The sequence below is a fragment of the Ciceribacter sp. T2.26MG-112.2 genome (genome assembly GCF_900492205.1).
Lineage (GTDB): Bacteria > Pseudomonadota > Alphaproteobacteria > Rhizobiales > Rhizobiaceae > Allorhizobium > Allorhizobium naphthalenivorans_A.
In genome coordinates this window covers 122,369-142,947 of the sequence record NZ_UEYQ01000004.1, presented here as the reverse complement: position 1 = coordinate 142,947, position 20,579 = coordinate 122,369, and the positions used below count along the sequence as shown (strand labels likewise).

The 20,579-nt window shown below is 62.6% G+C and carries 19 protein-coding genes and 1 pseudogene; 13 read left to right on the top strand and 7 right to left on the bottom strand.

Features of this window, described 5'->3' with window-relative positions:
• Positions 1-74 precede the first annotated feature (74 nt).
• Together DYZ14_RS08630 and DYZ14_RS08625 are read left to right on the top strand one after the other, a co-directional pair.
• Positions 75-845: a pseudouridine synthase gene (locus DYZ14_RS08630; RefSeq protein WP_232365478.1), complete on the top strand. Its 771-nt coding sequence runs from the start codon at positions 75-77 to the stop codon at positions 843-845.
• A 68-nt stretch (positions 846-913) separates the two neighbouring features.
• On the top strand, positions 914-1,609 hold the full coding sequence (locus DYZ14_RS08625) for a VIT1/CCC1 transporter family protein (protein ID WP_154720289.1): 696 nt from the start codon (positions 914-916) through the stop codon (positions 1,607-1,609).
• 80 nt (positions 1,610-1,689) lie between these two features.
• Here DYZ14_RS08625 and DYZ14_RS08620 read toward each other — a convergent pair whose 3' ends face one another.
• Positions 1,690-2,559, bottom strand: coding sequence for an alpha/beta fold hydrolase (locus DYZ14_RS08620; protein ID WP_445292367.1), 870 nt, complete (start codon positions 2,557-2,559; stop codon positions 1,690-1,692).
• Positions 2,560-2,823: 264 nt separating this feature from the next.
• Between DYZ14_RS08620 and DYZ14_RS08615 the strand changes: the two genes are divergently transcribed.
• Entirely contained in the window at positions 2,824-3,822 is a 999-nt protein-coding gene (locus tag DYZ14_RS08615; RefSeq protein WP_154720287.1) for a GlxA family transcriptional regulator, read from the top strand.
• A 91-nt stretch (positions 3,823-3,913) separates the two neighbouring features.
• On the opposite strand, the gene katE is transcribed toward DYZ14_RS08615, so the two are convergent.
• Both katE and DYZ14_RS08605 read right to left on the bottom strand, forming a co-directional pair.
• Positions 3,914-6,055, bottom strand: coding sequence for a catalase (gene katE / locus DYZ14_RS08610; protein ID WP_154720286.1), 2,142 nt, complete (start codon positions 6,053-6,055; stop codon positions 3,914-3,916).
• Between the two features lie 81 nt (positions 6,056-6,136).
• On the bottom strand, positions 6,137-7,942 hold the full coding sequence (locus DYZ14_RS08605; protein ID WP_154720285.1) for a cation:proton antiporter domain-containing protein: 1,806 nt from the start codon (positions 7,940-7,942) through the stop codon (positions 6,137-6,139).
• Between the two features lie 29 nt (positions 7,943-7,971).
• Here DYZ14_RS08605 and DYZ14_RS08600 point away from each other — a divergent pair, with 29 nt between their 5' ends.
• From DYZ14_RS08600 to DYZ14_RS08580, 5 genes are all read left to right on the top strand, one after another.
• Positions 7,972-8,268: a helix-turn-helix domain-containing protein gene (locus DYZ14_RS08600; RefSeq protein ID WP_154720284.1), complete on the top strand. Its 297-nt coding sequence runs from the start codon at positions 7,972-7,974 to the stop codon at positions 8,266-8,268.
• 138 nt (positions 8,269-8,406) lie between these two features.
• Positions 8,407-9,159, top strand: a complete 753-nt coding sequence (locus tag DYZ14_RS08595) for a YoaK family protein (RefSeq protein WP_154720283.1) — start codon at positions 8,407-8,409, stop codon at positions 9,157-9,159.
• Positions 9,160-9,424: 265 nt separating this feature from the next.
• On the top strand, positions 9,425-9,649 hold the full coding sequence (locus tag DYZ14_RS08590) for a cold-shock protein (protein WP_115670450.1): 225 nt from the start codon (positions 9,425-9,427) through the stop codon (positions 9,647-9,649).
• Between the two features lie 60 nt (positions 9,650-9,709).
• Positions 9,710-10,009 (top strand): hypothetical protein, encoded by a 300-nt coding sequence (locus DYZ14_RS08585; RefSeq protein WP_445292353.1) that lies wholly within the window; start codon positions 9,710-9,712, stop codon positions 10,007-10,009.
• A 123-nt stretch (positions 10,010-10,132) separates the two neighbouring features.
• Positions 10,133-10,513 carry a DUF6481 family protein gene (locus tag DYZ14_RS08580; protein ID WP_154720282.1) on the top strand — a complete coding sequence of 127 codons (381 nt, stop codon included), beginning with the start codon at positions 10,133-10,135 and terminating at the stop codon, positions 10,511-10,513.
• A gap of 134 nt (positions 10,514-10,647) precedes the next feature.
• On the opposite strand, the gene DYZ14_RS08575 is transcribed toward DYZ14_RS08580, so the two are convergent.
• Positions 10,648-10,956, bottom strand: coding sequence for a hypothetical protein (locus tag DYZ14_RS08575; RefSeq protein WP_115670453.1), 309 nt, complete (start codon positions 10,954-10,956; stop codon positions 10,648-10,650).
• Positions 10,957-11,129: 173 nt separating this feature from the next.
• Positions 11,130-11,300 carry a hypothetical protein gene (locus DYZ14_RS08570; protein ID WP_154720281.1) on the bottom strand — a complete coding sequence of 57 codons (171 nt, stop codon included), beginning with the start codon at positions 11,298-11,300 and terminating at the stop codon, positions 11,130-11,132.
• A 574-nt stretch (positions 11,301-11,874) separates the two neighbouring features.
• On the opposite strand from DYZ14_RS08570, the pseudogene DYZ14_RS08565 reads away from it, so the two are divergent.
• From DYZ14_RS08565 to DYZ14_RS08555, 3 genes and pseudogenes are all read left to right on the top strand, one after another.
• Positions 11,875-12,237: pseudogene (locus DYZ14_RS08565) on the top strand (hypothetical protein); the annotation flags it as partial.
• 157 nt (positions 12,238-12,394) lie between these two features.
• The gene (locus tag DYZ14_RS08560; protein ID WP_154720279.1) at positions 12,395-14,491 is read left to right on the top strand and encodes a TonB-dependent siderophore receptor; all 2,097 of its coding nucleotides are present in this window, start codon (positions 12,395-12,397) and stop codon (positions 14,489-14,491) included.
• Positions 14,491-15,693 carry an MFS transporter gene (locus DYZ14_RS08555; RefSeq protein WP_154720278.1) on the top strand — a complete coding sequence of 401 codons (1,203 nt, stop codon included), beginning with the start codon at positions 14,491-14,493 and terminating at the stop codon, positions 15,691-15,693. The genes DYZ14_RS08560 and DYZ14_RS08555 overlap by 1 nt, the downstream gene beginning before the upstream one ends.
• Before the next feature lie 130 nt (positions 15,694-15,823).
• Here DYZ14_RS08555 and DYZ14_RS08550 read toward each other — a convergent pair whose 3' ends face one another.
• Positions 15,824-16,177: a DUF5368 domain-containing protein gene (locus tag DYZ14_RS08550; protein ID WP_154720277.1), complete on the bottom strand. Its 354-nt coding sequence runs from the start codon at positions 16,175-16,177 to the stop codon at positions 15,824-15,826.
• A 10-nt stretch (positions 16,178-16,187) separates the two neighbouring features.
• The gene (locus DYZ14_RS08545) at positions 16,188-17,540 is read right to left on the bottom strand and encodes an NAD(P)/FAD-dependent oxidoreductase (RefSeq protein ID WP_232365477.1); all 1,353 of its coding nucleotides are present in this window, start codon (positions 17,538-17,540) and stop codon (positions 16,188-16,190) included.
• Positions 17,541-17,880: 340 nt separating this feature from the next.
• Here DYZ14_RS08545 and DYZ14_RS08540 point away from each other — a divergent pair, with 340 nt between their 5' ends.
• Entirely contained in the window at positions 17,881-19,026 is a 1,146-nt protein-coding gene (locus DYZ14_RS08540; RefSeq protein ID WP_154720276.1) for a glutaredoxin family protein, read from the top strand.
• 150 nt (positions 19,027-19,176) lie between these two features.
• A complete protein-coding gene (gene hglS / locus DYZ14_RS08535) occupies positions 19,177-20,577 on the top strand; it encodes a 2-oxoadipate dioxygenase/decarboxylase HglS (RefSeq protein ID WP_154720275.1) in 1,401 nt (466 codons plus the stop codon).
• Positions 20,578-20,579: the final 2 nt, after the last annotated feature.

Below are 20,579 nucleotides of genomic sequence, written 5' to 3'. Positions count from 1 at the left end.
TCTGCGCGGGCAGTCGTTGGCTCGATGAAACCTGCAGCGCCCAGGCTGCGCTGAAAATTCCGGATGGCGATCGGGTGGCAAAGATCTCGCAAGCCGCGCCTGGCACGCGCGTGACCCTGCCAAGGGCACTCTCCAAGCTCGGCTATTGCTCCCGCACCCAGGCCGAGAAGCTGGTGGCGGGCGGCCATGTCACGGTCGGCGGACGGCGCGTGACCGATCTTTCCGCCTGGGTCGACATTCGCACCGACCGGATCGCAGTCGACGGCAAGCCGGTCGATGTTGAAGCCAGGGTCTACCTGATGCTCAACAAGCCACGCGGGCTGGTGACGACCCGCGACGACCCGGAAGGCCGCGACACCGTCTTTTCCTGTCTTGAGCATCTCGACATTCCGCATGTCTCGCCCGTCGGCCGCCTCGACAAGGCGAGCGAAGGCCTGCTGCTCTTCACCAACGACACGGTGCTTGCCCAGCGCCTACTCGACCCTGACAGCGACATCGCCAAGACCTACCACGTCCAGGTCCGCGGCCGCCCGTCCGAAGCCGACCTCGCCCGCATGACGGCGGGCATTCTCGATGACGGCGAGCTGCTCAAGGCCAGGCGCGTGCAGCTTCTGCGCGAGGCCGACAAGACCTGCTGGCTCGAATTCGAACTGCGTGAAGGCAAGAACCGGGAGATCCGCCGCATGCTGGAAGCGATCGGGTGCGAATGCCTGCGGCTCGTCCGGATCGCCTTTGGCGAGCTGACGCTCGGCGACCTCGAAAAGGGCAAGACTCGTTTCCTGAACGATGCTGAGATCACCTCGCTGCGGCATAGCACGGGTTCTGCCTCACTCGCCGGAGAATAGCTTTCGCCTCATCTCGTGTTCCTGCTAGTTCATTTGGACACATTCCATTTTATGAGCGGAGATCTCACATGAGCCGGCTGCATCGTGAAAACCATCTTGTCTCGCGCATCGGCTGGTTGCGCGCCGCGGTGCTTGGCGCCAATGACGGCATCGTCTCCACGGCAAGCCTGGTGGTGGGTGTCGCCTCGGCCTCTGCAGGAAGTTCCGAAGTCCTGGTAGCCGGCATTGCCGGCCTCGTTGCCGGCGCCATGTCGATGGCGGCCGGCGAATATGTCTCCGTCAGTTCGCAATCGGACACCGAACAGGCCGACCTGGACCGCGAGCGCAAGGAGCTCGCAACACAGCCGGAATTCGAACGGGAAGAGTTGGCACAGATCTATGAGGCGCGTGGCATCCAGCCGGATCTCGCCCGCCAGGTCGCCGACCAGTTGATGGCAAAGGACGCGCTTGCCGCCCACGCCCTTGACGAACTCGGCATTTCCGAGATGACCACGGCCCGGCCGATCCAGGCCGCGCTGACCTCGGCTGCGACTTTTGCCGTCGGTGCAGCGCTTCCGCTGCTGATGGTCCTCATTTCGCCGGCAAACCTTCTCGTCTGGACGGTATCCATCGCCTCTCTTCTCTTCCTTGCCCTGCTCGGTGCGGTCGGCGCCAAGGCAGGCGGGGCAAATGTCTGGCGCGCCACGCTGCGCGTCACCTTCTGGGGTGCCTTTGCCATGGCGCTGACGGCCGGCATCGGTGCGGTGGTCGGTACTGCGATCTAGTCTCTTGGCCGAACCGGCTGGGATGCAAGGCGCCGGCGCCGAGGAAGACGGCGCCGGCATCTCTTGTCGAGCGCTACGCCTCAGGCGCTGGCGAAAGCCAGCAGATCGGCATTCAGCTGGTCCTTGTGTGTGTCCGCAAGACCATGCGGCGCACCTGCATAGACCTTGAGCTCCGCATGCGGGATCAGCTTCTTGGACGCCCGGCCGGCCGCGTCGATCGGCACCACCTGGTCGTCGTCGCCATGAACGATGAGGGTGGGGACGTCGAACTTCTTCAGGTCCTCGGTGAAGTCGGTCTGCGAGAACGCGACGATCGAGTCATAGGTGTTCTTGTGGCCGGCCATCATGCCCTGCAGCCAGAAGCTGTCGATCATGCCTTGCGAGACCTTGGCCCCCTGCCGGTTGAAACCGAAGAACGGGCCGCTGGCGATATCCTTGTAGAGCTGCGAGCGGTCGGCGAGGCTCGCCGCCTGGATGCCGTCGAAGACTTCCTTCGGCAGGCCACCGGGGTTCTTGTCGGTCCTGACCATCAGCGGCGGCACGGCCGAGATCAACCCTGCCTTGGCGATCCGTCCGGTTCCATGGCGACCGATATAGCGGGCGATCTCGCCGCCGCCGGTCGAAAAGCCGGCGAGGATGATGTTCCTGAGGTCCAGCGCCTCGATCAGGTCGGAAAGATCGTCGGCATAATGGTCCATGTCATTGCCGTCCCAGGGCTGGCTGGAGCGGCCGTGGCCCCGGCGGTCATGGGTGATGACGCGAAAGCCGTTCTGCGCCAGATGAAAGGCCTGGGCCTCCCAGCTGTCCGAATTGAGCGGCCAGCCGTGGCTGAGGATAACCGGCTGGCCGGTCTTCGGACCCCAGTCCTTGTAGTAGATTTCGACGCCGTCGCGGGTGGTGATCGTGCTTGCCATTGTCTTCACTCCTGTTGGGTTCTGGTTGGGTTGCATTGCCGTGGCCGCCTCCGCGGTCCGTATCGAATTGCCGAGCCCGGTGACGGCGGTAACCGCCCCGATAGCACCGGCAGCGAGCAGATCGCGGCGGGACACCGGGAATTCTCTGGCCGTTGCGGTTTGATCTTCCATGCTGGTCTGCTTTCCTGTCTCTCGAGTGCTTTGGCGTTCCGGAGCGCTGGTTGTTGTGATAAGGGCAGGCGCACCGCCACACGAATGGCAAAATTGACAAGTACAGGGTCACAAGTGACAAAGCACTTGATGAACGATACGGTTGAGATCGCCATCGCCAACTATCCCGATGTCTGGCGAGCGTCCGTGCATGGACTGACGGACATGTTCGCGGTGGCGGAGAGGTATGATACCCAGCACTCGGCGCCGCAAAGCCGCCGGCTGAGGGTCAGCCACTACGAGACCGACGCGGCGAGCCTGGTGTCGAAGGTTTTCGACACGCATCCATCCGAGAGGGAGGGGCGTCCGGTCGCGGTCGTTCTACCGCCCGCCATCGGCGAGGAACTGCCCTTCGGTGAACGCATGGGCGGATTCCCCGAGTGGATCCGCGGGCATCACCGAGCGGGCGCCATCATCTGCTCGGCCTGCGGCGGCGCTTCGCTGCTCGCCCAGACGGGGCTCCTGTCCGGTCGCTCGGCGACGACCCATTGGCTGCATGGCGAGACGATCGCCAAACGCCATCCGGACATTCGCATCGACACCGACAAGATGCTGCTAGACGAGGGTGATATCATTACCGCCGGCGGCATGATGGCCTGGACGGATCTGGGGCTGCGGCTGATCGATCGCCTGCTCGGCACAAGCGTGATGCTGGCGACCGCCCGCTTCATGCTGATCGATCCGGGGGCCCGCGAGCAGAGTTTCTATTCGAAGTTCATTCCGCGGCTCGACCACGGCGACACGGTCATCCTTGGCATCCAGCACTGGCTGCACGGAACCGATTTCCGGGGCGTCAACATTGTGGTGATGGCGGAGCGGGCGGGGCTCGGCGAGCGGACCTTCCTGCGTCGTTTCCAGAAGGCGACGGGCCTCAATCCGACCGAGTATTATCAGCGCCTGCGGATCGCCAAGGCGCGCGACTTGCTCGAACAGTCCGACCTGTCGATCGAACAGATTGCCTGGGCAAGCGGGTACGAAGACACCAACGCCTTTCGCAAGGTCTTCCGCAAGATCGTCGGCGTGTCTCCCGGCGAATACCGCATGCGATTTTCGATCGTCGGGCAGCAGGGCAAGCAATCGGAAGACTGACTGACTGAAAGCGACCCCGCCATCGCTCCGAATTGGCGTCGGCCGCGCCCAACGCGCGACCGACGCCATTCTCTCCAAACCGGTGCCGCGATCACTTGACCGGAATCGAAGCCTTGCCGTGTTTCACGCCGGGTTCGCGCGACCACAGCCGCAACTTGCCGAGTTCCTTCACGAAGGCCGTGACGTCCTTTGCCGATCCAAGCGCGATCACCCCTTCGTCGAGACTGTCGGCAATACCGGCTTTCTTGAGCAGCGGCATCGCCGCCTCGACGTGACCGATGAACTTGCAATGCTGGAAGGCATCGGCGACGAAATCCCGTGCCGTCGCCTCGGTCGCGAGTTCATCGACCGCCTCGGGAGACGGCAATACCGCCACGGCGTCATAGAGAACCGACGGCCCGCCGTCGATCATCTGCTGTGCGACGACCCAGCTTCCGTCCGAGGCGGTCACGCCACCAACCTTCGGCGCGATGATCTCGACCATCGCCTTTTCCTTGGTGACGGCTGATGTCAGCGCCTTCAGCAGGGCGGCATCGACGCCATCGGTCACAAGGATACCGAGCTTGCGGCCCTCGAACCGCTCCGGGCCATTGAGCAAGATGCTGAGCGCCGGCGAGGGCTCGAGATCCTGGCGGGTCTCGACCGCCGCATCCGCCGGTTTGGGCATCGTCTTCAGTCCCAGCTTGGCCGCGACCGTGCTCGCCAGCGTCTCGTCAATATTGAGCAGATGAGACACCACGCGCTCGCGGATCACCGGCGTCTCGACCTTGCTGAGCTCGAAGGTCAACGCATTGGCGATATGGCGCTGCTCCGCCGGGGTCTGGCTGATGTAGAACTGCCGCGCCTGGCTGTAATGGTCGGCGAAGCTCTCGGGCCTCAGCCGCACCTTCTGGCCTTGCTCCTCGGCGGGGAAATGCCGGAAGCCCTTGACCGGCGATTCGCGCGGACCCTCGCCCCAGGAATTGGGCTGGTAGTTCACCCGCCCGACCGGATTTTGCATGGCCATGTGCCCGTCCTGCTGGAAATGGGCGAACGGACATTTCGGCGCATTGATCGGAATATGGGTGAAATTCGGCCCGCCGAGACGTTTCAGCTGGGTGTCGAGATAGGAAAAGTTGCGACCCTGCAGCAGCGGATCGTTGGAGAAGTCGATGCCCGGGGGCACGTTCTGCGTCATGAACGCCACCTGCTCGGTCTCGGCGAAGAAATTATCCGGCATGCGATCGAGCACCAGTCGGCCGATCGGCTGCGGCGGCAGGATTTCCTCCGGGATGATCTTCGTCGGATCGAGCACGTCGAAATCGAAGCTGTCGGCGAAGGCCTGGTCGAACAGCTGCACCTGCAACTCCCATTCCGGGAAGTTGCCCGACTGGATCGACTGCCAGAGATCGCGACGATGGAAATCCGGATCGGCGCCGTTGATCTTCACCGCCTCGTTCCACGCCACCGATTGCAGGCCGAGCTTCGGCTTCCAATGGAACTTCACGAAGGTCGACTCATCCTTGGCGTTGACGAAGCGGAACGTATGGACACCGAAACCTTCCATGAAACGGAACGATCGCGGAATGGCGCGATCCGACATGGTCCACATGATCATGTGCATGCTTTCCGGCGTCAGCGAAATGAAGTCCCAGAAGTTGTCGTGTGCCGTCTGCGCCTGGGGGAAATCGCGGTCCGGCTCCTGTTTGGCGGCATGGACAAGGTCGGGAAACTTGATGGCATCCTGGATGAAGAAGACCGGGATATTGTTGCCGACGAGATCCCAATTGCCCTCCTTGGTATAGATCTTGACCGCAAAGCCGCGAACATCCCGGGCAAGGTCGAACGAGCCCTTGTTGCCGGCAACCGTGGAGAAGCGGACGAAGGCGGGGGTCTTTTCACCTTTGCGCTGGAAGAGATCGGCCTTGGTGTAGGCGGCAAGCGAATCATAGGTCTCGAAATAACCATGGGCGCCATAGCCGCGCGCATGAACGACGCGTTCCGGGATGCGCTCATGGTCGAAATGGAACAGCTTTTCGCGGAAATGGAAATCATCCATGGCGAGCGGCCCGCGCGCGCCGACACGCAGCGTATTCTGGTCGTCGGCGACCGGTCCGCCCTGCGCCGTGGTCATCACCGGTGCATCATGCGCCTCCGCGGTCTGGTGCAACTCACCGCCGGCGCCTCGCACGAGTGACTGGTCATGAATGCCTGCGGAATCAGAGGGGACTGCCTTGGTGGTCTTCTTGGCCATAGCGATTCTCCGGGAACGAGGATGGACTCCCACGAGAACACGACAGGCGTGTATTAGTTCCCTCGAACTGCGGGGGTCAGGTCAGCCTTCTTCCTGCGAAATGGCCGGCCAATGAACCTGGTCAAGGCTCGCCAGCATGCCGTTGGCGATCTCCCGTTCGCCCATGATCACCCGGTCGGCACCCAGCTTCAGCAGATGCTCGACCTCGGCATCGGTATGCGCACGGGCGAGAATGAGGATGGCGGGATTGATCTCGCGGGCTCGCTGGATCACGTTGCCGGCCTCGAAGGCGTTCGGGATGGCTACCACGATGCTCTTGGCCGCGGCAATATTGGCAAGCTCCAACACCCTGGGCGAGGTGGCGTTACCCATGAGCACCTCCGTCTGCTGCCGCAACAGTTCCTCCAGCGGCCGATCGGAATCTTCGACGACGAGGAAGGGGACACCATTGGCGCGCAAGTTGTCGATGACGATCTTGCCGACGCGACCGCAACCGACAACGATCGCATGGTCCGTCAGCGTGCTTGTCGCTGTGGTCTGTGCTTCGCTCTCGCCGTTGGCCATGCGCTCTTCGGGGCCAACGGCATTGCCAGCCTCGACGGCATTCACGGTGGCGTCCTCGGTCGCCGCCGCCGCGCCCCCGCCCTTCGGCACAAGGCGGGCTTCCATTTTTGGAATGACCCGCTCCGCAAGATAGAACATGACCGGATTGAGGATGATCGAAATGATCGCGCCGGCGAGGATCAGATCGCGACCTTCTTCCGGTAGAAGTCTAAGGCCGACGCCGAGTTCGGCGAGGATGAACGAGAATTCGCCGATCTGCGCCAGGCTGGCCGAAATAGTGAGTGCAGTGCCGGTCGGCATGCCGAAGGCGCGCACGATGAGAAAGGCCGCGAGCGACTTGCCGATCAGGATGATGAAGACGACGGCGAGGACCTTGAGCGGGCTGTCGACCAGGATATTCGGATCAAACAGCATGCCGACCGAGACGAAGAACAACACCGCGAAGGCATCGCGCAGCGGCAGGCTCTCCTGCGCGGCCCGGTGCGAAAGCTCGCTCTCCGCCAGCACCATGCCGGCAAAGAAAGCGCCGAGCGCCAGCGACACGCCGAACAGCTGGGCCGAGCCGAAGGCGACGCCCAGCGCCAACGCCAGCACGCCGAGACGGAAGAGCTCGCGCGAGCCGCTATGGGCGATGGCATGGAGCATCCACGGGATGACACGCCGCCCGATGACCAGCATCAGGCCCAGAAAGGCGCCGACCTTGAGGAGGGTGAGCCCCAGCACCCAGCCGAGATTGAGTTCGATGTCGAGCAGCCCGGCAACCGCCGTCGACAGCGGGTCGGCGTGACCGCCCGCTTCGCCGCTATTGGCAAAGGCCGGTATCAGCACAAGGGCCAGGACCATGGCCAGATCCTCGACGATCAGCCAGCCGACGGCGATCTTGCCACGCTCGGTCTCGACCAGCCGCCGCTCCTGCAAGGCCTTCAACAGGACCACGGTCGATGCGACCGAAAGCGCCAGGCCGAAGACCAGGCCGCCGCCGATCGGCCAGCCCATCAGCCAGCCCATGCCCCAACCGAGCAGAGTGGCGAACCCGATCTGCGCGATCGCCCCCGGCACGGCGACGCCGCGCACCGACAGCAGATCCTTGAGTGAAAAGTGCAGACCGACCCCGAACATCAGCAGGATTACGCCGATTTCTGCGAGTTCTGGGGCGAGGTGTTGGTCGGCAACGAAACCCGGCGTGTGGGGGCCGACCAGGATCCCGGCAAACAGATAGCCGACCAGGGGCGGCAGACGAAACCGATGGGCGACATAACCGAAAGCGAAAGCCAGGACGAGACCGCCGACAATGGTGGAAATCAAGGGCGTCTCGTGGAGCATCGGGCCTCGCTGGAAATGTCAGAAGAAAAGTGCTATATAATGTCTATATCAACCAATATGGTCACTATAGACTCATGGGTCAAGGCACGCCGTCACCGATTCTTACACCGGCGCTCTGCCGCGCTGCCCGCGGCATGCTCGATTGGACGCAGGCGGACCTTGCCGAGCATTCGCAAGTGTCGCGCAGCACGATCCGAGACTATGAAGGCGCGCGGCATGAACTGCATCGCGCAACCGCTGCCCAATTGCTCCACGCCTTGGAAAAGGGCGGCGCTATCTTCGTCGAAATCGAAGGTCTGGGCATGGCGCTTGCCGAACGCCGATGAGCGACAATCTGCGGCCTAAGAGTCGAAGACCATGACTCTTTCATGCTATCCTGTCGCCATGTTTGAGGGCTGTTTACGATTCGGAACGAGGATTGCTTTTTCTCTCCGGCCAGCCGCCGGGAGCCTTTGGGAAACAGCATGAGATATTATTTGGGTGGACTTGCCGCCCGCGAGCGCAACGAAGACAGCGACCGTCACCTCGCCTTCTATCTGACCTTCGTCGCCGGCGCGGTGAATGCCGGGGGCTTCATGGCCGTGGCGCAATACACCTCGCACATGTCCGGCATCGTATCGGCCATCGCCGACAACATGGTGCTCGGCAATCGCTCCCTGGTGATCGTCGGCGTTTCCTCTCTGGCGTCCTTCATCTTCGGCGCGGCCAGTTCGGCGATCCTGATCAACTGGGCACGCCGCCGCGCGCTCGAATCCGAATATGCCCTGCCGCTCGGCGTGGAGGCGCTGCTGTTGCTGATATTCGGCTTGTCGGGGTTTTTCCTCACGTCGGGCTCTTTCTCCACCATCCTGCTGACGATCAGCCTCCTGTGCTTCATCATGGGCCTGCAGAACGCCATCATCACCAAGCTGTCGGGCGCCCGTATCCGCACCACGCATGTCACTGGCCTCGTCACCGACGCGGGCATCGAAATCGGCAAACTGTTCTACCGCAACGATCCCAAGCGACCCGACCTTGCACCGGTCATCGCCGACCGTGGCAAACTCGCCCTGCTTCTTTCGCTGATCGGCCTGTTCTTCTCCGGGGGCATTGCCGGCGCGCTTTTGTTCAGCCGTTTCGGCCTTCCGGTCGCAGCCCTTTTTGCCCTGCCGCTCGGCCTCTTCGCATCCTTCCCGCTCGCCGCCGACATCAAGCGGTACCGCACCCGGAACGGCTAAGGCGAGCGGCCATCGCCATTGGAAGCAATGAAGCCAGGCCGCCCATTATTTCAGCCCGCGGGTTCAACTGAAAATGATGGATTCGGCACAAATCGAAACTAAAAGTTGACATCGGCAGTGGGATCACCTATTTTGCGCTTGTCGATATTTGCTTGTTTGACTTTTGTTTTCGCACCCTGACGCAGTGCCTCGACGAACTTCCCTTCAATAAAGATCGAGCTACCCAGCCGCCCGTGCAGTCGCACGGCGGGCACTCAATATTGCTATGAAAGGGTTCGTCATGACCACTGGCACAGTTAAATGGTTCAATTCCACCAAGGGCTTCGGCTTCATTCAGCCTGACAACGGCGGTCCGGACGTGTTCGTCCACATCTCCGCCGTCGAACGCGCCGGCATGCGCGAAATCGTCGAAGGCCAGAAGATCGGCTACGAGATGGAACGCGACAACAAGTCGGGCAAGATGTCCGCCGGTCAGCTTCAGGCTGCCTGATCGATCTTTGTGCTCTCGGGTGACCACGGATGTACTGGCACCAAGGAGGGCGCGGGAACAATGAAAGGTCAGGCATTTTGCCTGGCTTTTTTTTGGCCGGAAACCGGTACCGCCACCAAACCATCGAGGATCACTGCCATGACAGAGACACAGAGCAAGGCCCGCATTCAAGCCGAAGCTGCATTCGGCAAGACGCAATCGCAGTTTCTGGCAAGAAACCGGATCATCTCCGAGAACGACGCCGTCGTTCAGGAGCGCGATGAAAAGACGATGCGCCTGCGCGCCCTGCGGATGGCGAAGGAAGCCGGCGGCACGGCAACGCCCGACGGCATGACCGCGGCCTATCCGGCCAAGGACTGACGGCACGAGCGGCAAGCCGCTCCGCCCCGAGAAAAACCGCGCGCGGACAGCATATGATGCCGAAAGGTACGACCGAGCGCGATCGACACAAACCCGAAAACGATCCAATCCGAAAGCGGAACTTTGAAGAACACGAGAGACAACGGCCTGTCCGACCGCCGCAAGGCAACAGCCGACGCGAAGAAAATCCTTCTCGACAATTATCGCAAGGCGAAAGAAGCGGCCGCGCCGCATATCGAGGCCAAGCAGGCGGAACGCCTGGCGGTGGCAACCGCCCGCGAAGAACGCCGCGCCGAGCGAGAACGCGCCAAGGCTGAGGAACGGGACAGGCAGCTGGCCGCAGCAAAGGCTGAAGCCGAAGCGGCAGACGCGGCAAGCCGCGCCGAAGCAGAGGCACGGCTGGAAGCGGAAACCTCCCGCATCAGCCGGGTCATCGAGGACGAAGCCGCCCGCAAGGCCAAGCGCGATCAGCGCTATGCCAACCGAAAAGCGCGACAGGGCTGATAGGCGTCGGCGGTCCTTTGCGATTGCCGCAATGACGCAGGGTACACCAAGGCCCGCTCGGGCAGGGATGCAAAACCCTGCCCTCCCGACGCATCGGCCTTTATCGTCGCATTGCTTACGCTGACGACCTGAGATTACTTGGCCATCGCTTTCATCACGGCACCGACGAGTCCGGTCAGTACGGCACCGCCGGCCGCCCCGCCGATAGCGTCGCCCAGCAATCCACCGAGCATGCCTCCGGCAGCCCCGCCGGCGGCCGGATCGGCCCCCGTGGCGCCGCCCAGCAGGCTACCCAGCAATGTGCCGCCGGCGACTCCGCCGAGCGCACCACTGATGATCTTCGGCAATTGGCTCATCGCCGCCTGCTTGAAGGCCGCTCCCACGGCCTGACCGCCGATGATGCCCGCTATGACTTGTAGGATAATGGGTAGAATCGCATCCATGTCGAAATCTCCCGAGAAGCCCGAAGACGTGATGTCTTCGGGCTTCTCATTGAGCCACAGATTGGCGGAAACACAAGAAAATGTTCCCGGTCTCGGCCATCGACCGATGGCCCGCCAGGAGTGTTCTTCCATCTGGAGCAATAGGCAAGGCGGCTGACCGCCGCCGCTGGACCTCAGTCCCTCTTCTTACCACCTCTGTCGAGCTGTTCCTGCAGCTTCCTTGCCAACTGGTCGATCCTGCCGGGAACGGAGGCCTTGCTGAGCTCGACGAGGAGTTCGGACTGCAGCTTGTTGACATCGCCAGCATCGCTATCGTTCCGTTTGCCCTTCTCTGCATCACGCATTGCAGTCCTCGCTTGCTACTCATTTTCACATCAACCAAGCACTACGCGGCGCATGCGGTTGTGGATCATTCCGTTATTCGGACAAGCTATCCACCCGTCACCGCGCGTCACGGAGACCGTCGGGTCGGGTGACTTTCGACACTCGATTCTTGCTTCGCTCTAACGGCGCCTCCAAGTCCCGTCGCGACGGAGGCTGGCTGCAACCGCAAGCCGGCCCGCGGGCTCTGCAGCGCCGGTTTTCTGCGCGCGCGGCAATCTCGACTGTTTCAATTGTGTCCGATCTCTGTCACAAGCCGCGCTGGAGCGCGGCTGCTGTCATCTATAGGACAGGGCCGGGCAGGCTGATTGACGTCTCACCCGCTGCCACGAAACAACGTGACCGCTCCACTTCCGTCGCCAACCCATGACCCGCCATCTGCTCCGACCCGTACGGAACCGAAGGATTCGCGCCTGCCGCACAGGTTTGCCGGCCTGTCGGCTTGCCGGTGCCTTTGGCCTTCGCCCGGTGGCGCCGGCTATGATGATAGGATAGATGGAAGGCGAACACGCAGAGCCGGAATCCGACATGCCCAGCAAGCAGAAGCGCACACGCCTGGAGAAACTGCAGAACTCCTGGACGAAGGCGACGGCCGAGGAACGGGTCGGCTTTCTCGCCTGGCTGCGGCAGGCGAATGGCTTGGGTGACCCCCAATATCCGTCGCTCGGTACGCCGCCGATCGCCAGCGGACGCTACCTACTGCCGTCCGCCATTGCCCGCATCCGGGCCATCATGGCAAAGCGCAGCCTTTCCCCCGCCGACGTGATGGTCGAAATAGGCTTCGAAGCGGACGACCCGTCGCTCGCTCGAGCCCTCGCTGGAAACGCCAGCCTGCGCCTCTCAGTCGTTGCCGCCCTTGAAATCTGGCTTGTTGCGCACGCCCCGACTGACGCACCCTGACAGCTCCCCCTGCTGCCGCCGCCTGTTTCCACCGCTCGCCCCGCCGAGGCGGGCTTGCCCCACGACTGAATTCAAGACTGAAATACTCATGTTCATACTTGACTCGTCCGCTCATATTTGTGAGTGCAGATTGGGATTATCATTCGGGGACAATATCATGCGGGTCAGATCAACCCTCCATCGCCACAAACTCGTCTTCCTCGCCAGCGTCGCCCTGGCCCTTCAGCCATCCCTGCTTCTGGCGCAGGACGCCGGCGAAACCGTGCTCGACAGTATCGAGGTCGAAGCCGAAAGCGACGACATCCTGGTCCAGGACGGCTATGTGGCCAAGGCCGACCGGATCGGCACCAAGGTCGACACGCCGCTCGCCAAGATTCCGCAGGCCGTCTCGGTCGTTACCCAGGACCAGATCGAGGACCAGAAGCCGAGAACGCTGAATGAAGCACTGGCCTATACGGCCGGGGCGAACCCGAACACCTTCGGCTATGACAGCCGCTACGACGCCTTCTACCTGCGCGGTTTCCCCGCCTATTACAGCGGCATGTTCCGCGACGGCCTGCGCCAGTTCAACGGCCCCTCGGCCTGGCTGCGCTCGGAACCCTATGGCCTTGAGGGCGTAACCGTGCTGAAGGGCCCGGCCTCTTCGCTCTATGGCGTGAGCGGCCCCGGCGGCATCGTCAACATGGTGACCAAGCGCCCGACCGACGAGCCATTCCGCGAAGTCGAAGTGTCGATCGGCCAGGACAACCGCTACCAGACCGGCATCGATCTCTCCGGCCCGGCCGGCGACAATGACGCCATGCTCTACCGCTTCACCGCCATGGGCCGCAAAAGCGACACCCACCTTGAAGGTTACCCCGACGACAAGCTCTATCTCGCCCCGGCCTTCACCTGGAAGCCCGACGAGGACACCCGCCTGACCATTCTGGGCGAATATTCGACGGCGCTGACCGGCGGCACGGCCTTCTTCTACCAGCCGGTCTATGGCGAGCTGACCCACACCTATGGCGGCGACCCGGACTGGAACGAGTTCCGCCAGAAACAGGGTCGCATCGGCTATGAGTTCGAGCACCGGCTCAACGAGACGGTGACCCTGCGCCAGAACCTGCGCTACAGCGCGGTCGACGCCGAGCTGGAATACAGTGGCCTCTACGGCGCCGTTCCGACCCGCTACTGGGGCTATTACGAAGAGAAGATGAAGAACTTCGCCGTCGACAACATGGCGCAGTTCGAGTTCGACACCGGAGCGGTCAGCCACACCGCTGTGCTCGGCATCGACTACAACTGGTCGGATTACGAGGCCTACAGCGCCGTATCCTACACCACGCTCGCCGATCTGAACGCGGCGCCGATGCCCTTTGCCGGCCAGCAGGAAAGCAACATGTTCGGCATCTACCTGCACGACCAGGTGGAATGGGAAGACGTCACCTTGTTTGGCAGTGCCCGCTATGACTGGACGAAGACCGATGCGGTCGACGCCTCGTACACGGAGACGGAGCAGGAGGACGAAGGCTTCTCGGGCCGGATCGGCCTTTCCTACCGCACCGAAATGGGGCTCATCCCCTATGCCAGCTACTCCACGTCCTTCTCGCCGAATGTCGGTTTCGTCTATGACGATCCGAGCCTTCCCGACAATCGCGTCGCCGATCCGACCATCGGCAAGCAGAAGGAAATCGGCGTCAAGTACGAGGTCCCCGGTGCGAACGCCGTGCTGAGCGCCGCCCTGTTCGACATCGACCAGGAAGACGGCGTCGTCTTCGACACATCAAGCGGCATCAACAAGCAGGTGCAACGCGACCTCAATTCGCGCGGCATCGAACTTGAAGCCAATGCCTCCTTCGACAACGGTTTCAGCCTGATCGCCGCCTATACCTACCAGCGGATGAAGATTGAGAAGGGCGCGGTGGGAACCGAGGGCAACGAGCTGTCCGCGACGCCGAACCACGTCGCATCGCTCTGGGGCCACTACCTCTTCGAAGGCGGCGCTTTTGAGGGTCTCGGCCTCGGCGCCGGCATACGCTATATCGGCGAAAGCTATGGCGACGACGCCAACAGCTTCGAGAACGAAAGCCGCGTGCTGGTCGATGCCGCCGTGTCCTACGATTTCGGCTACCGCAATCCGGATCTCAAGGGTCTGCAGCTTCAGGTCAACGCCAAGAACCTGTTCAACACGGAGAAGGCCATTTGCTCGGCCGGTTCGTGCTACTGGGATGAAGGTCGCACGGTCTACGGCAGCCTGCGCTACCGCTTCTGATGAGCGCAGGCCAACAGCCATCGACACCGGTCCTCCTTGCGGGGATCGGCAGTCTTTATGTGGCCCAGAGTGTGATCGGCGGGCTCACCTGGACCGGGCTGCCGGCGATCATGCGCGATGCCGGCGTGCCGCTCGACCGCATCGGCCTCGTCTCGCTGATCGCCTTGCCCTGGGTTCTCAAGTTTCTCTGGGCCCCGGCCGTCGAGCGCTTTCGCCTGCCTCCGTTTGGCAAGAACCGGTCAGGCGTGATCGTGCTCGCCGGCGGACTGGTCTGTATCCTCGGTCTCATCGCTGTGGGGTTCCTCGATCCATCCGCTCCCTTGCCGATCTTCCTAGGGTTGACCCTGGTGGCCCTGGCGGCATCGACCGTTGACATCGCCTGCGATGGCTTCGCCGTACAGAGCCTCGCCGAGAAACATCATGGCTGGGGAAACGCCGCACAGGTCGGCGGCGCCTATCTCGGCTCGGCCTTGGGTGGCGGCCTCTTTCTATACGTAGCCGGCATTTCAGGCTGGCAGGCGGCAAGCTTTGCCATGGCCGGCCTTCTCTGCCTGCTCGGCCTGCCCTTCCTGCTTAGCATTGCCCATCGCCTGCCGGAAGAGACGCGTCCCCACATCCCCTCGCTCGCCGCCGCGCTCAGACGGTCGAGCCTGAGACGGGGCCTGCTCGTGGCAGCTGTCTACGTCACCGCACAGAAAATGGCCCTCGGCATGATCGGGCCCTTCCTCGTGGATGCCGGTCTCGATCTGTCGATGATCGGCCTCGTCAATGGAATCGGCAGCCTGTTCGTCGGCTTCGGTCTGGCGCTCGCCGGCGGTCTGTTCGTGCGCATCTGGGGCATTCGCGCGGTCTTGTTGCTGGCACTCGCGCTCCAGTCGGTCTGCCTGATATGTTTTGCAGCGGCAGCGACGGTGGGCCCGTTTCCGGCACCCCTTCTGATGATCCTTGCGATCGGCAGTTCTTCCGCCGTTCTGGCCCTAGGCTTCGTCGCGCTCTATGCACAGTTCATGCGTTGGTCCGATCCGCGTCAGGCCGGGGTCGATTTCACCCTGTTCCAGTGCATGGACGCACTGGTCAGCATGGCCGGCGGTGTGGTCGCCGGGCAGGTGGCGCATTTCCTCGGCTATGGCGTCTTCTTTGCCTGCGCCGCGGCTTTGGCGATCCTGGCCATACCGCTGATGGCCGCAATCGCGGATCGTTGATCGCCGACCTCAAAGACTGGGGGCCGCGGCGATCATTGCCGCCGTGGCCCCCAAACCCTGTTCACCGGACGGATCTGCCCGAATATCCTTGCACCTGTCCGCGGCCGAGGGGCGCGGAACGCCCCCCTCTTCAGCGTCCGGCCGGCGGCCGTAAAAGGGATTGCGCCGTATAGACGAGGATGGCGATCCCGACGGCCCCCATCGCCGCAACGCCGAACAGCACGATCACGTCGACAGGCCCACCGATATCGCGCAGGCCGGACCGGGTGATCGTCTGGACGAAGATGACAGCCGCAACGGCACCGAACGGCATCGATAGCTGCGCCCAGAGGAACTTTTTCCACGACACCCGGCGGTCGCGGATCAGCACATAGAGATAGGCCAGCGTGACAAGCGCTGCGACGGCGACCATCACCCAGAACAGCGTGCGGCCGAAAATCTCCTCGAACACCGCAATCATCGTGCCAAAAGTCATGTCCTTCATGGCATCCTCCTCAGGCGCGGCCGCGCAGCATAGCATTGTAGGTCGGCTTCAAGGCGATCTCCTTCATCAGCCACGAGATCCACAATTCCTCGAGCGGCGCGATGATGCCGGGGAAGGACGGGGTGAGATTGTTGTTGTAGTCGAACTCGACCAGCATGGCCTTGCCGACGCGGGTGATCAGCGGGCAGGACGTGTAGCCGTCGTAGCGCGCCGTGCTTTCCTTGCCCTCGATCTGCGCCGCCAATTGCTCGACCGCGACCGGCACCTGCCACTTGACGCTGGCAGCGGTCTTGCCCTTCGGCACGCCGGCAATGTCGCCGACGGCAAAGACATCCGGATAGCGCGCGTGGCGCAGCGTGTGCTTGTCGACTTCGACCCAGCCCTGATCGACCCAGATGCCTTCCTTCCACGGCAAAGGACTGTTCATCACCACTTCGGGCGCACGCATCGGCGGGATCACGTTGGTGAAATCATAGCCGATCTCCTTGTCACCTTCCGGTGTCTTGAAGGTGGCGATCTTGCGACCCGGATCGATCCTGGTCATGACGTGGTCGTAGACCGGCTCGATGCCGCGTTCCTCGAACAGCATGCGCACCTTCTCGCTGACGATCGGCACGGAGAAGAAGGTCTTGTTCTGCGCCGCATAGATCATCTTCGACTTGCTACGCGTACCCTTCTGAACCGCATAGTCGTCGGTCAGGAAGGCGTACTTCAGCGGCGCGCCGGCGCATTTCATCTCGGTTGCCGGACGGGAGAACAGCGCCACCCCGCCCTTGTCCGTAAAGCGGCTCATCTCCTCCCAGGTCTTGGCGGCATAGTCGGGGCCGGCATAGACCGAACCGATGCCGTCCTTGCCGATCAGGTCGAGCGACATGCCCTCGATCGCGCCATAGTCGAGGCGAAGTCCGGTGGCCACGAACAGGAAGTCGTAAGGAACGGCCTTGCCGCTTGCGGTCACGACCTGCTTTGCCTCCGGATCGATCTCGGCGGCGGCCTCCTCGATCCATTCGATATTGCGCGGCAGCCACTCGCCGGTGGTCGACACCGAATAGTTAGCCGACTTCAGACCTGCTGCAATGAGCGTGAATCCCGGCTGGTACAAATGCTGCTTGCGGCCGTCGATGATGGTGATCTTGGCGCCGTCAAACCGTTGCGACAGGCGATTGGCCAGAGCCGTTCCGGCCGCACCGGCTCCCAGTATCACGATCCGCGCGGAGGTCTTGGTCCGGGCGGCCGAAGCGCTGGAAAGCGGGGCGGCGGCAAGCGTCGCCCCGGCGGCCGCGAGGCCAAGGAATTGTCTGCGATTGGTTCTCAACGGATCCCCTCCCTGTTCCGTATCATCGACGGACACGTCTGTGGTCACGCAGGCTCTCGTTTCCTGCTTCCCGAGCACATGGCAGCGACGACGGAATCCCTCATGCGAGGCCGATTCCGAAGCCATACGCCACATTCTATCTTCCATATGTATCAGCCGGTCGGCTTCGTCCTTGATTTGGGTCAATATTGGTTGTCAGGGCGGCGCGCCTGCGGATCTGCGGCATAACCTCGCCCAGCAAGATGTTTCGCTTCACGAGCAGAGGCGGTAAGATTTGCTCGGCAGGGCGCTTGTTGTGATAGTGACAAGATGCGCCTCAACGCTGCGACGCCTGCAGATTGCATGACCCGCCGGTCGGCGATCGGATTGAACTTCAAGAGTGGAACTGATGACCTTCCTCAATCCAGTCCGGTTCCGCGTCGTCCTCGCCGTCATGCTCGCGACCGCCTTCCTGCTGCTGCAATTCCTCCCTCCGGACACGCCTTCCACGGCGCAGGGAGGCCCGGAAGCAGCGCCGCTCCAGGTCTTCTTCCATCCGGAGTGCCCGCACTGCCATGACGCCATAGAATTCCTCAAGTCCCAGCAAACCGTTCGATACCAGTTGCATGACGTCTCGACAGCGAGTGGCGAAAGACTGCTGCTGGACTTTGCCAAACAACATGGCATTGCCGAGGATCGGTTGGGTGTTCCCCTGTTCGTTTGCGGCTCGAACTACCTCATGGGCTATGAAAGCGCGGAGACGACCGGACAGGCGCTTTTGTCCTGCCGAGCCGGCAATCCTTCGGGGCAAGGACTGGCGGCCGATCCGTCACGGGTTCAGATCCCCCTGATCGGAGAGATCGATCCTTCCCGCTATTCGCTTCTGGCGCTCACCGCGCTGATGGGCCTTTCCGACGGCTTCAATCCATGCGCCATGTGGGTCCTGCTCTACCTGATCTCGCTGATCGCCGGGCTGCAGGATCGCCGCAAGATCTGGTGGCTCGTCGGCACCTTCGTCCTTTCTTCGGGATTGCTCTATTTCCTCTTCATGACGGCCTGGCTGAACACCTTCCTGTTCATAGGCTATACGAGAGTGCTGACCCATCTTATCGCCCTCGTCGCCATCGGCTTCGGCGCGGATCATCTCTATCAGCTTGCCGTCAGCCGCGGCGTCATCGTCTGTGAAGTCGGCGACGCCACTCGGCACCAGCGCACCCTGGAGCGCGCCCGCGCGCTGGTTGCCGCGCCGGTAGGCGTCGCGAGCCTGGTCATGATCGTCGGACTGGCGCTGACGGTCAACGCCATCGAATTCGTCTGCTCCGCCGCCCTGCCGGCGATCTATACCCACATCCTTAGCCTGGTCGATCTGCCGGCCCTCCAGTACTACGGCTATATCGGGCTCTATGTGGCCTTCTTCATGCTGGATGATCTCATCATCTTCGGCCTCGCCGCCTTCGCCATTCAAAAGGTGATCGACACGCGCTATGCGGCCGCGAGCCGGGCCGTCGGCGGCGTGTTGCTCATTGGCCTGGGGATCTGGATGCTTCTGACTTGAGCGGCAGCCTGCCTTTCCTCGATCATCTCGCGGCAGGTCATTCGCTGAGCGCATGAACTCATTGACAAACGTCAGCATCCTTCGGCGCTGCAGCATATTATAAGCTGCCTCCCAGATTGATCCTCATGTCCGTAATCTGGGATGCCTCCGATGACCAAGACCCGTTTTATCCCGAGCGACGAGATCCGCTCGATGTTTTCCGCCGCCATGTCCGCCATGTACCGCACCGAGGTTCCGGCCTACGGCACGCTGATGGAGCTGGTGGCCAAGGTGAACGCGGAAACGCTCAGCGCCGACCCGAAGCTGCGCGAGCGCCTGGAAGACACCGATTCCCTCGACCGCATCACAGAGGAGCGCCACGGCGCGATCCGTCTCGGCACGCCGGCCGAGCTTGCCATGATGCGCCGCCTGTTTGCCGTCATGGGCATGTATCCGGTCGGCTATTACGATCTATCAACGGCCGGCGTGCCGGTCCATTCCACCGCGTTCCGCCCGGTTGGTGAAGCCAGCCTGAAGAAGAACCCGTTCCGCGTCTTCACCTCCTTGCTACGTCTCGACCTGATCGCTGACGAGACCCTCCGCGCCGAGGCCGAGGCAACCCTTGCCAGGCGCCAGATATTCGCCCCCGGCGCAGTGGCGCTCATCGAAAAGGCCGAACGGGATGGCGGCCTCGACCGCGCCGACGCCTCGCGCTTCGTCACCGAAGCGCTCGAAACCTTCCGCTGGCATGACAAGGCGCTGGTCAGCCCCGATATGTATGCGCGCCTGCATGCCGCCCACCGCCTTATCGCCGACGTGGTCTCCTTCAAGGGTCCGCACATCAACCACCTGACGCCGCGCACGCTCGACATCGATCTCGTCCAGGCCCGGATGCCCGACTACGGCATCGCGCCGAAGGCCGTCGTCGAGGGCCCGCCAACCCGCAAATGCCCGATCCTGCTGCGCCAGACCTCGTTCAAGGCGCTGAACGAACCCGTCCTGTTCGAGGACAAGGACGGCACCTGGAAGGAAGGCTCGCACACCGCCCGCTTCGGCGAGATCGAACAGCGCGGCATTGCGCTCACGCCGAAGGGCCGCGCCCTCTATGACAAACTGCTCAATGCGTCGCGCCAGTTGGTTCGCCCGGCCGCCGACGGTTCGAATGCGGCGGAATATGAAAAGGCTTTGGCCGAGGCCTTCACCCCCTTCCCCGACACCTGGGAAGCGATCCGCGCCGAAGGGCTCGGCTATTTCGCCTACTCGCTGACGGAGAAGGGCCGCAAGGCAAAAGCCGAAACGGATGCCAGCCTCGACGCGCTGATCGCCGACGGCCTCGTCCAGTTCGATCCGATCGTCTACGAGGACTTCCTGCCGGTCAGCGCCGCCGGCATCTTCCAGTCCAACCTCGGGGACGAGGCAACCCAGGAATTCGTCGCAAGCCCCAACCAGCAGCGTTTCGAACTTGACCTCGGCGCCAAGGTGCTGAACGAATTCGACCACTATGCCGGCATCGAGCAGGCATCGATCGCCGATTGCCGCCAGATGCTGACGGCCATCGAGGCAGCTGAGTAAGA

Bases quoted from the DNA above. Each gene is read 5' to 3' on its own strand.
- DYZ14_RS08575 (WP_115670453.1), bottom strand. From the start codon at position 10,956: ATGGATGCGATTCTACCCATTATCCTACAAGTCATAGCGGGCATCATC.
- DYZ14_RS08540 (WP_154720276.1), top strand. From the start codon at position 17,881: ATGACCTTCCTCAATCCAGTCCGGTTCCGCGTCGTCCTCGCCGTCATG.
- DYZ14_RS08605 (WP_154720285.1), bottom strand. From the start codon at position 7,942: ATGCTCCACGAGACGCCCTTGATTTCCACCATTGTCGGCGGTCTCGTC.
- DYZ14_RS08585 (WP_445292353.1), top strand. From the start codon at position 9,710: ATGAAAGGTCAGGCATTTTGCCTGGCTTTTTTTTGGCCGGAAACCGGT.
- hglS (WP_154720275.1), top strand. From the start codon at position 19,177: ATGACCAAGACCCGTTTTATCCCGAGCGACGAGATCCGCTCGATGTTT.
- DYZ14_RS08550 (WP_154720277.1), bottom strand. From the start codon at position 16,177: ATGAAGGACATGACTTTTGGCACGATGATTGCGGTGTTCGAGGAGATT.
- DYZ14_RS08620 (WP_445292367.1), bottom strand. From the start codon at position 2,559: ATGCAACCCAACCAGAACCCAACAGGAGTGAAGACAATGGCAAGCACG.
- DYZ14_RS08560 (WP_154720279.1), top strand. From the start codon at position 12,395: ATGCGGGTCAGATCAACCCTCCATCGCCACAAACTCGTCTTCCTCGCC.
- DYZ14_RS08625 (WP_154720289.1), top strand. From the start codon at position 914: ATGAGCCGGCTGCATCGTGAAAACCATCTTGTCTCGCGCATCGGCTGG.
- katE (WP_154720286.1), bottom strand. From the start codon at position 6,055: ATGGCCAAGAAGACCACCAAGGCAGTCCCCTCTGATTCCGCAGGCATT.
- DYZ14_RS08615 (WP_154720287.1), top strand. From the start codon at position 2,824: ATGAACGATACGGTTGAGATCGCCATCGCCAACTATCCCGATGTCTGG.
- DYZ14_RS08590 (WP_115670450.1), top strand. From the start codon at position 9,425: ATGAAAGGGTTCGTCATGACCACTGGCACAGTTAAATGGTTCAATTCC.
- DYZ14_RS08570 (WP_154720281.1), bottom strand. From the start codon at position 11,300: ATGCGTGATGCAGAGAAGGGCAAACGGAACGATAGCGATGCTGGCGAT.
- DYZ14_RS08595 (WP_154720283.1), top strand. From the start codon at position 8,407: ATGAGATATTATTTGGGTGGACTTGCCGCCCGCGAGCGCAACGAAGAC.
- DYZ14_RS08555 (WP_154720278.1), top strand. From the start codon at position 14,491: ATGAGCGCAGGCCAACAGCCATCGACACCGGTCCTCCTTGCGGGGATC.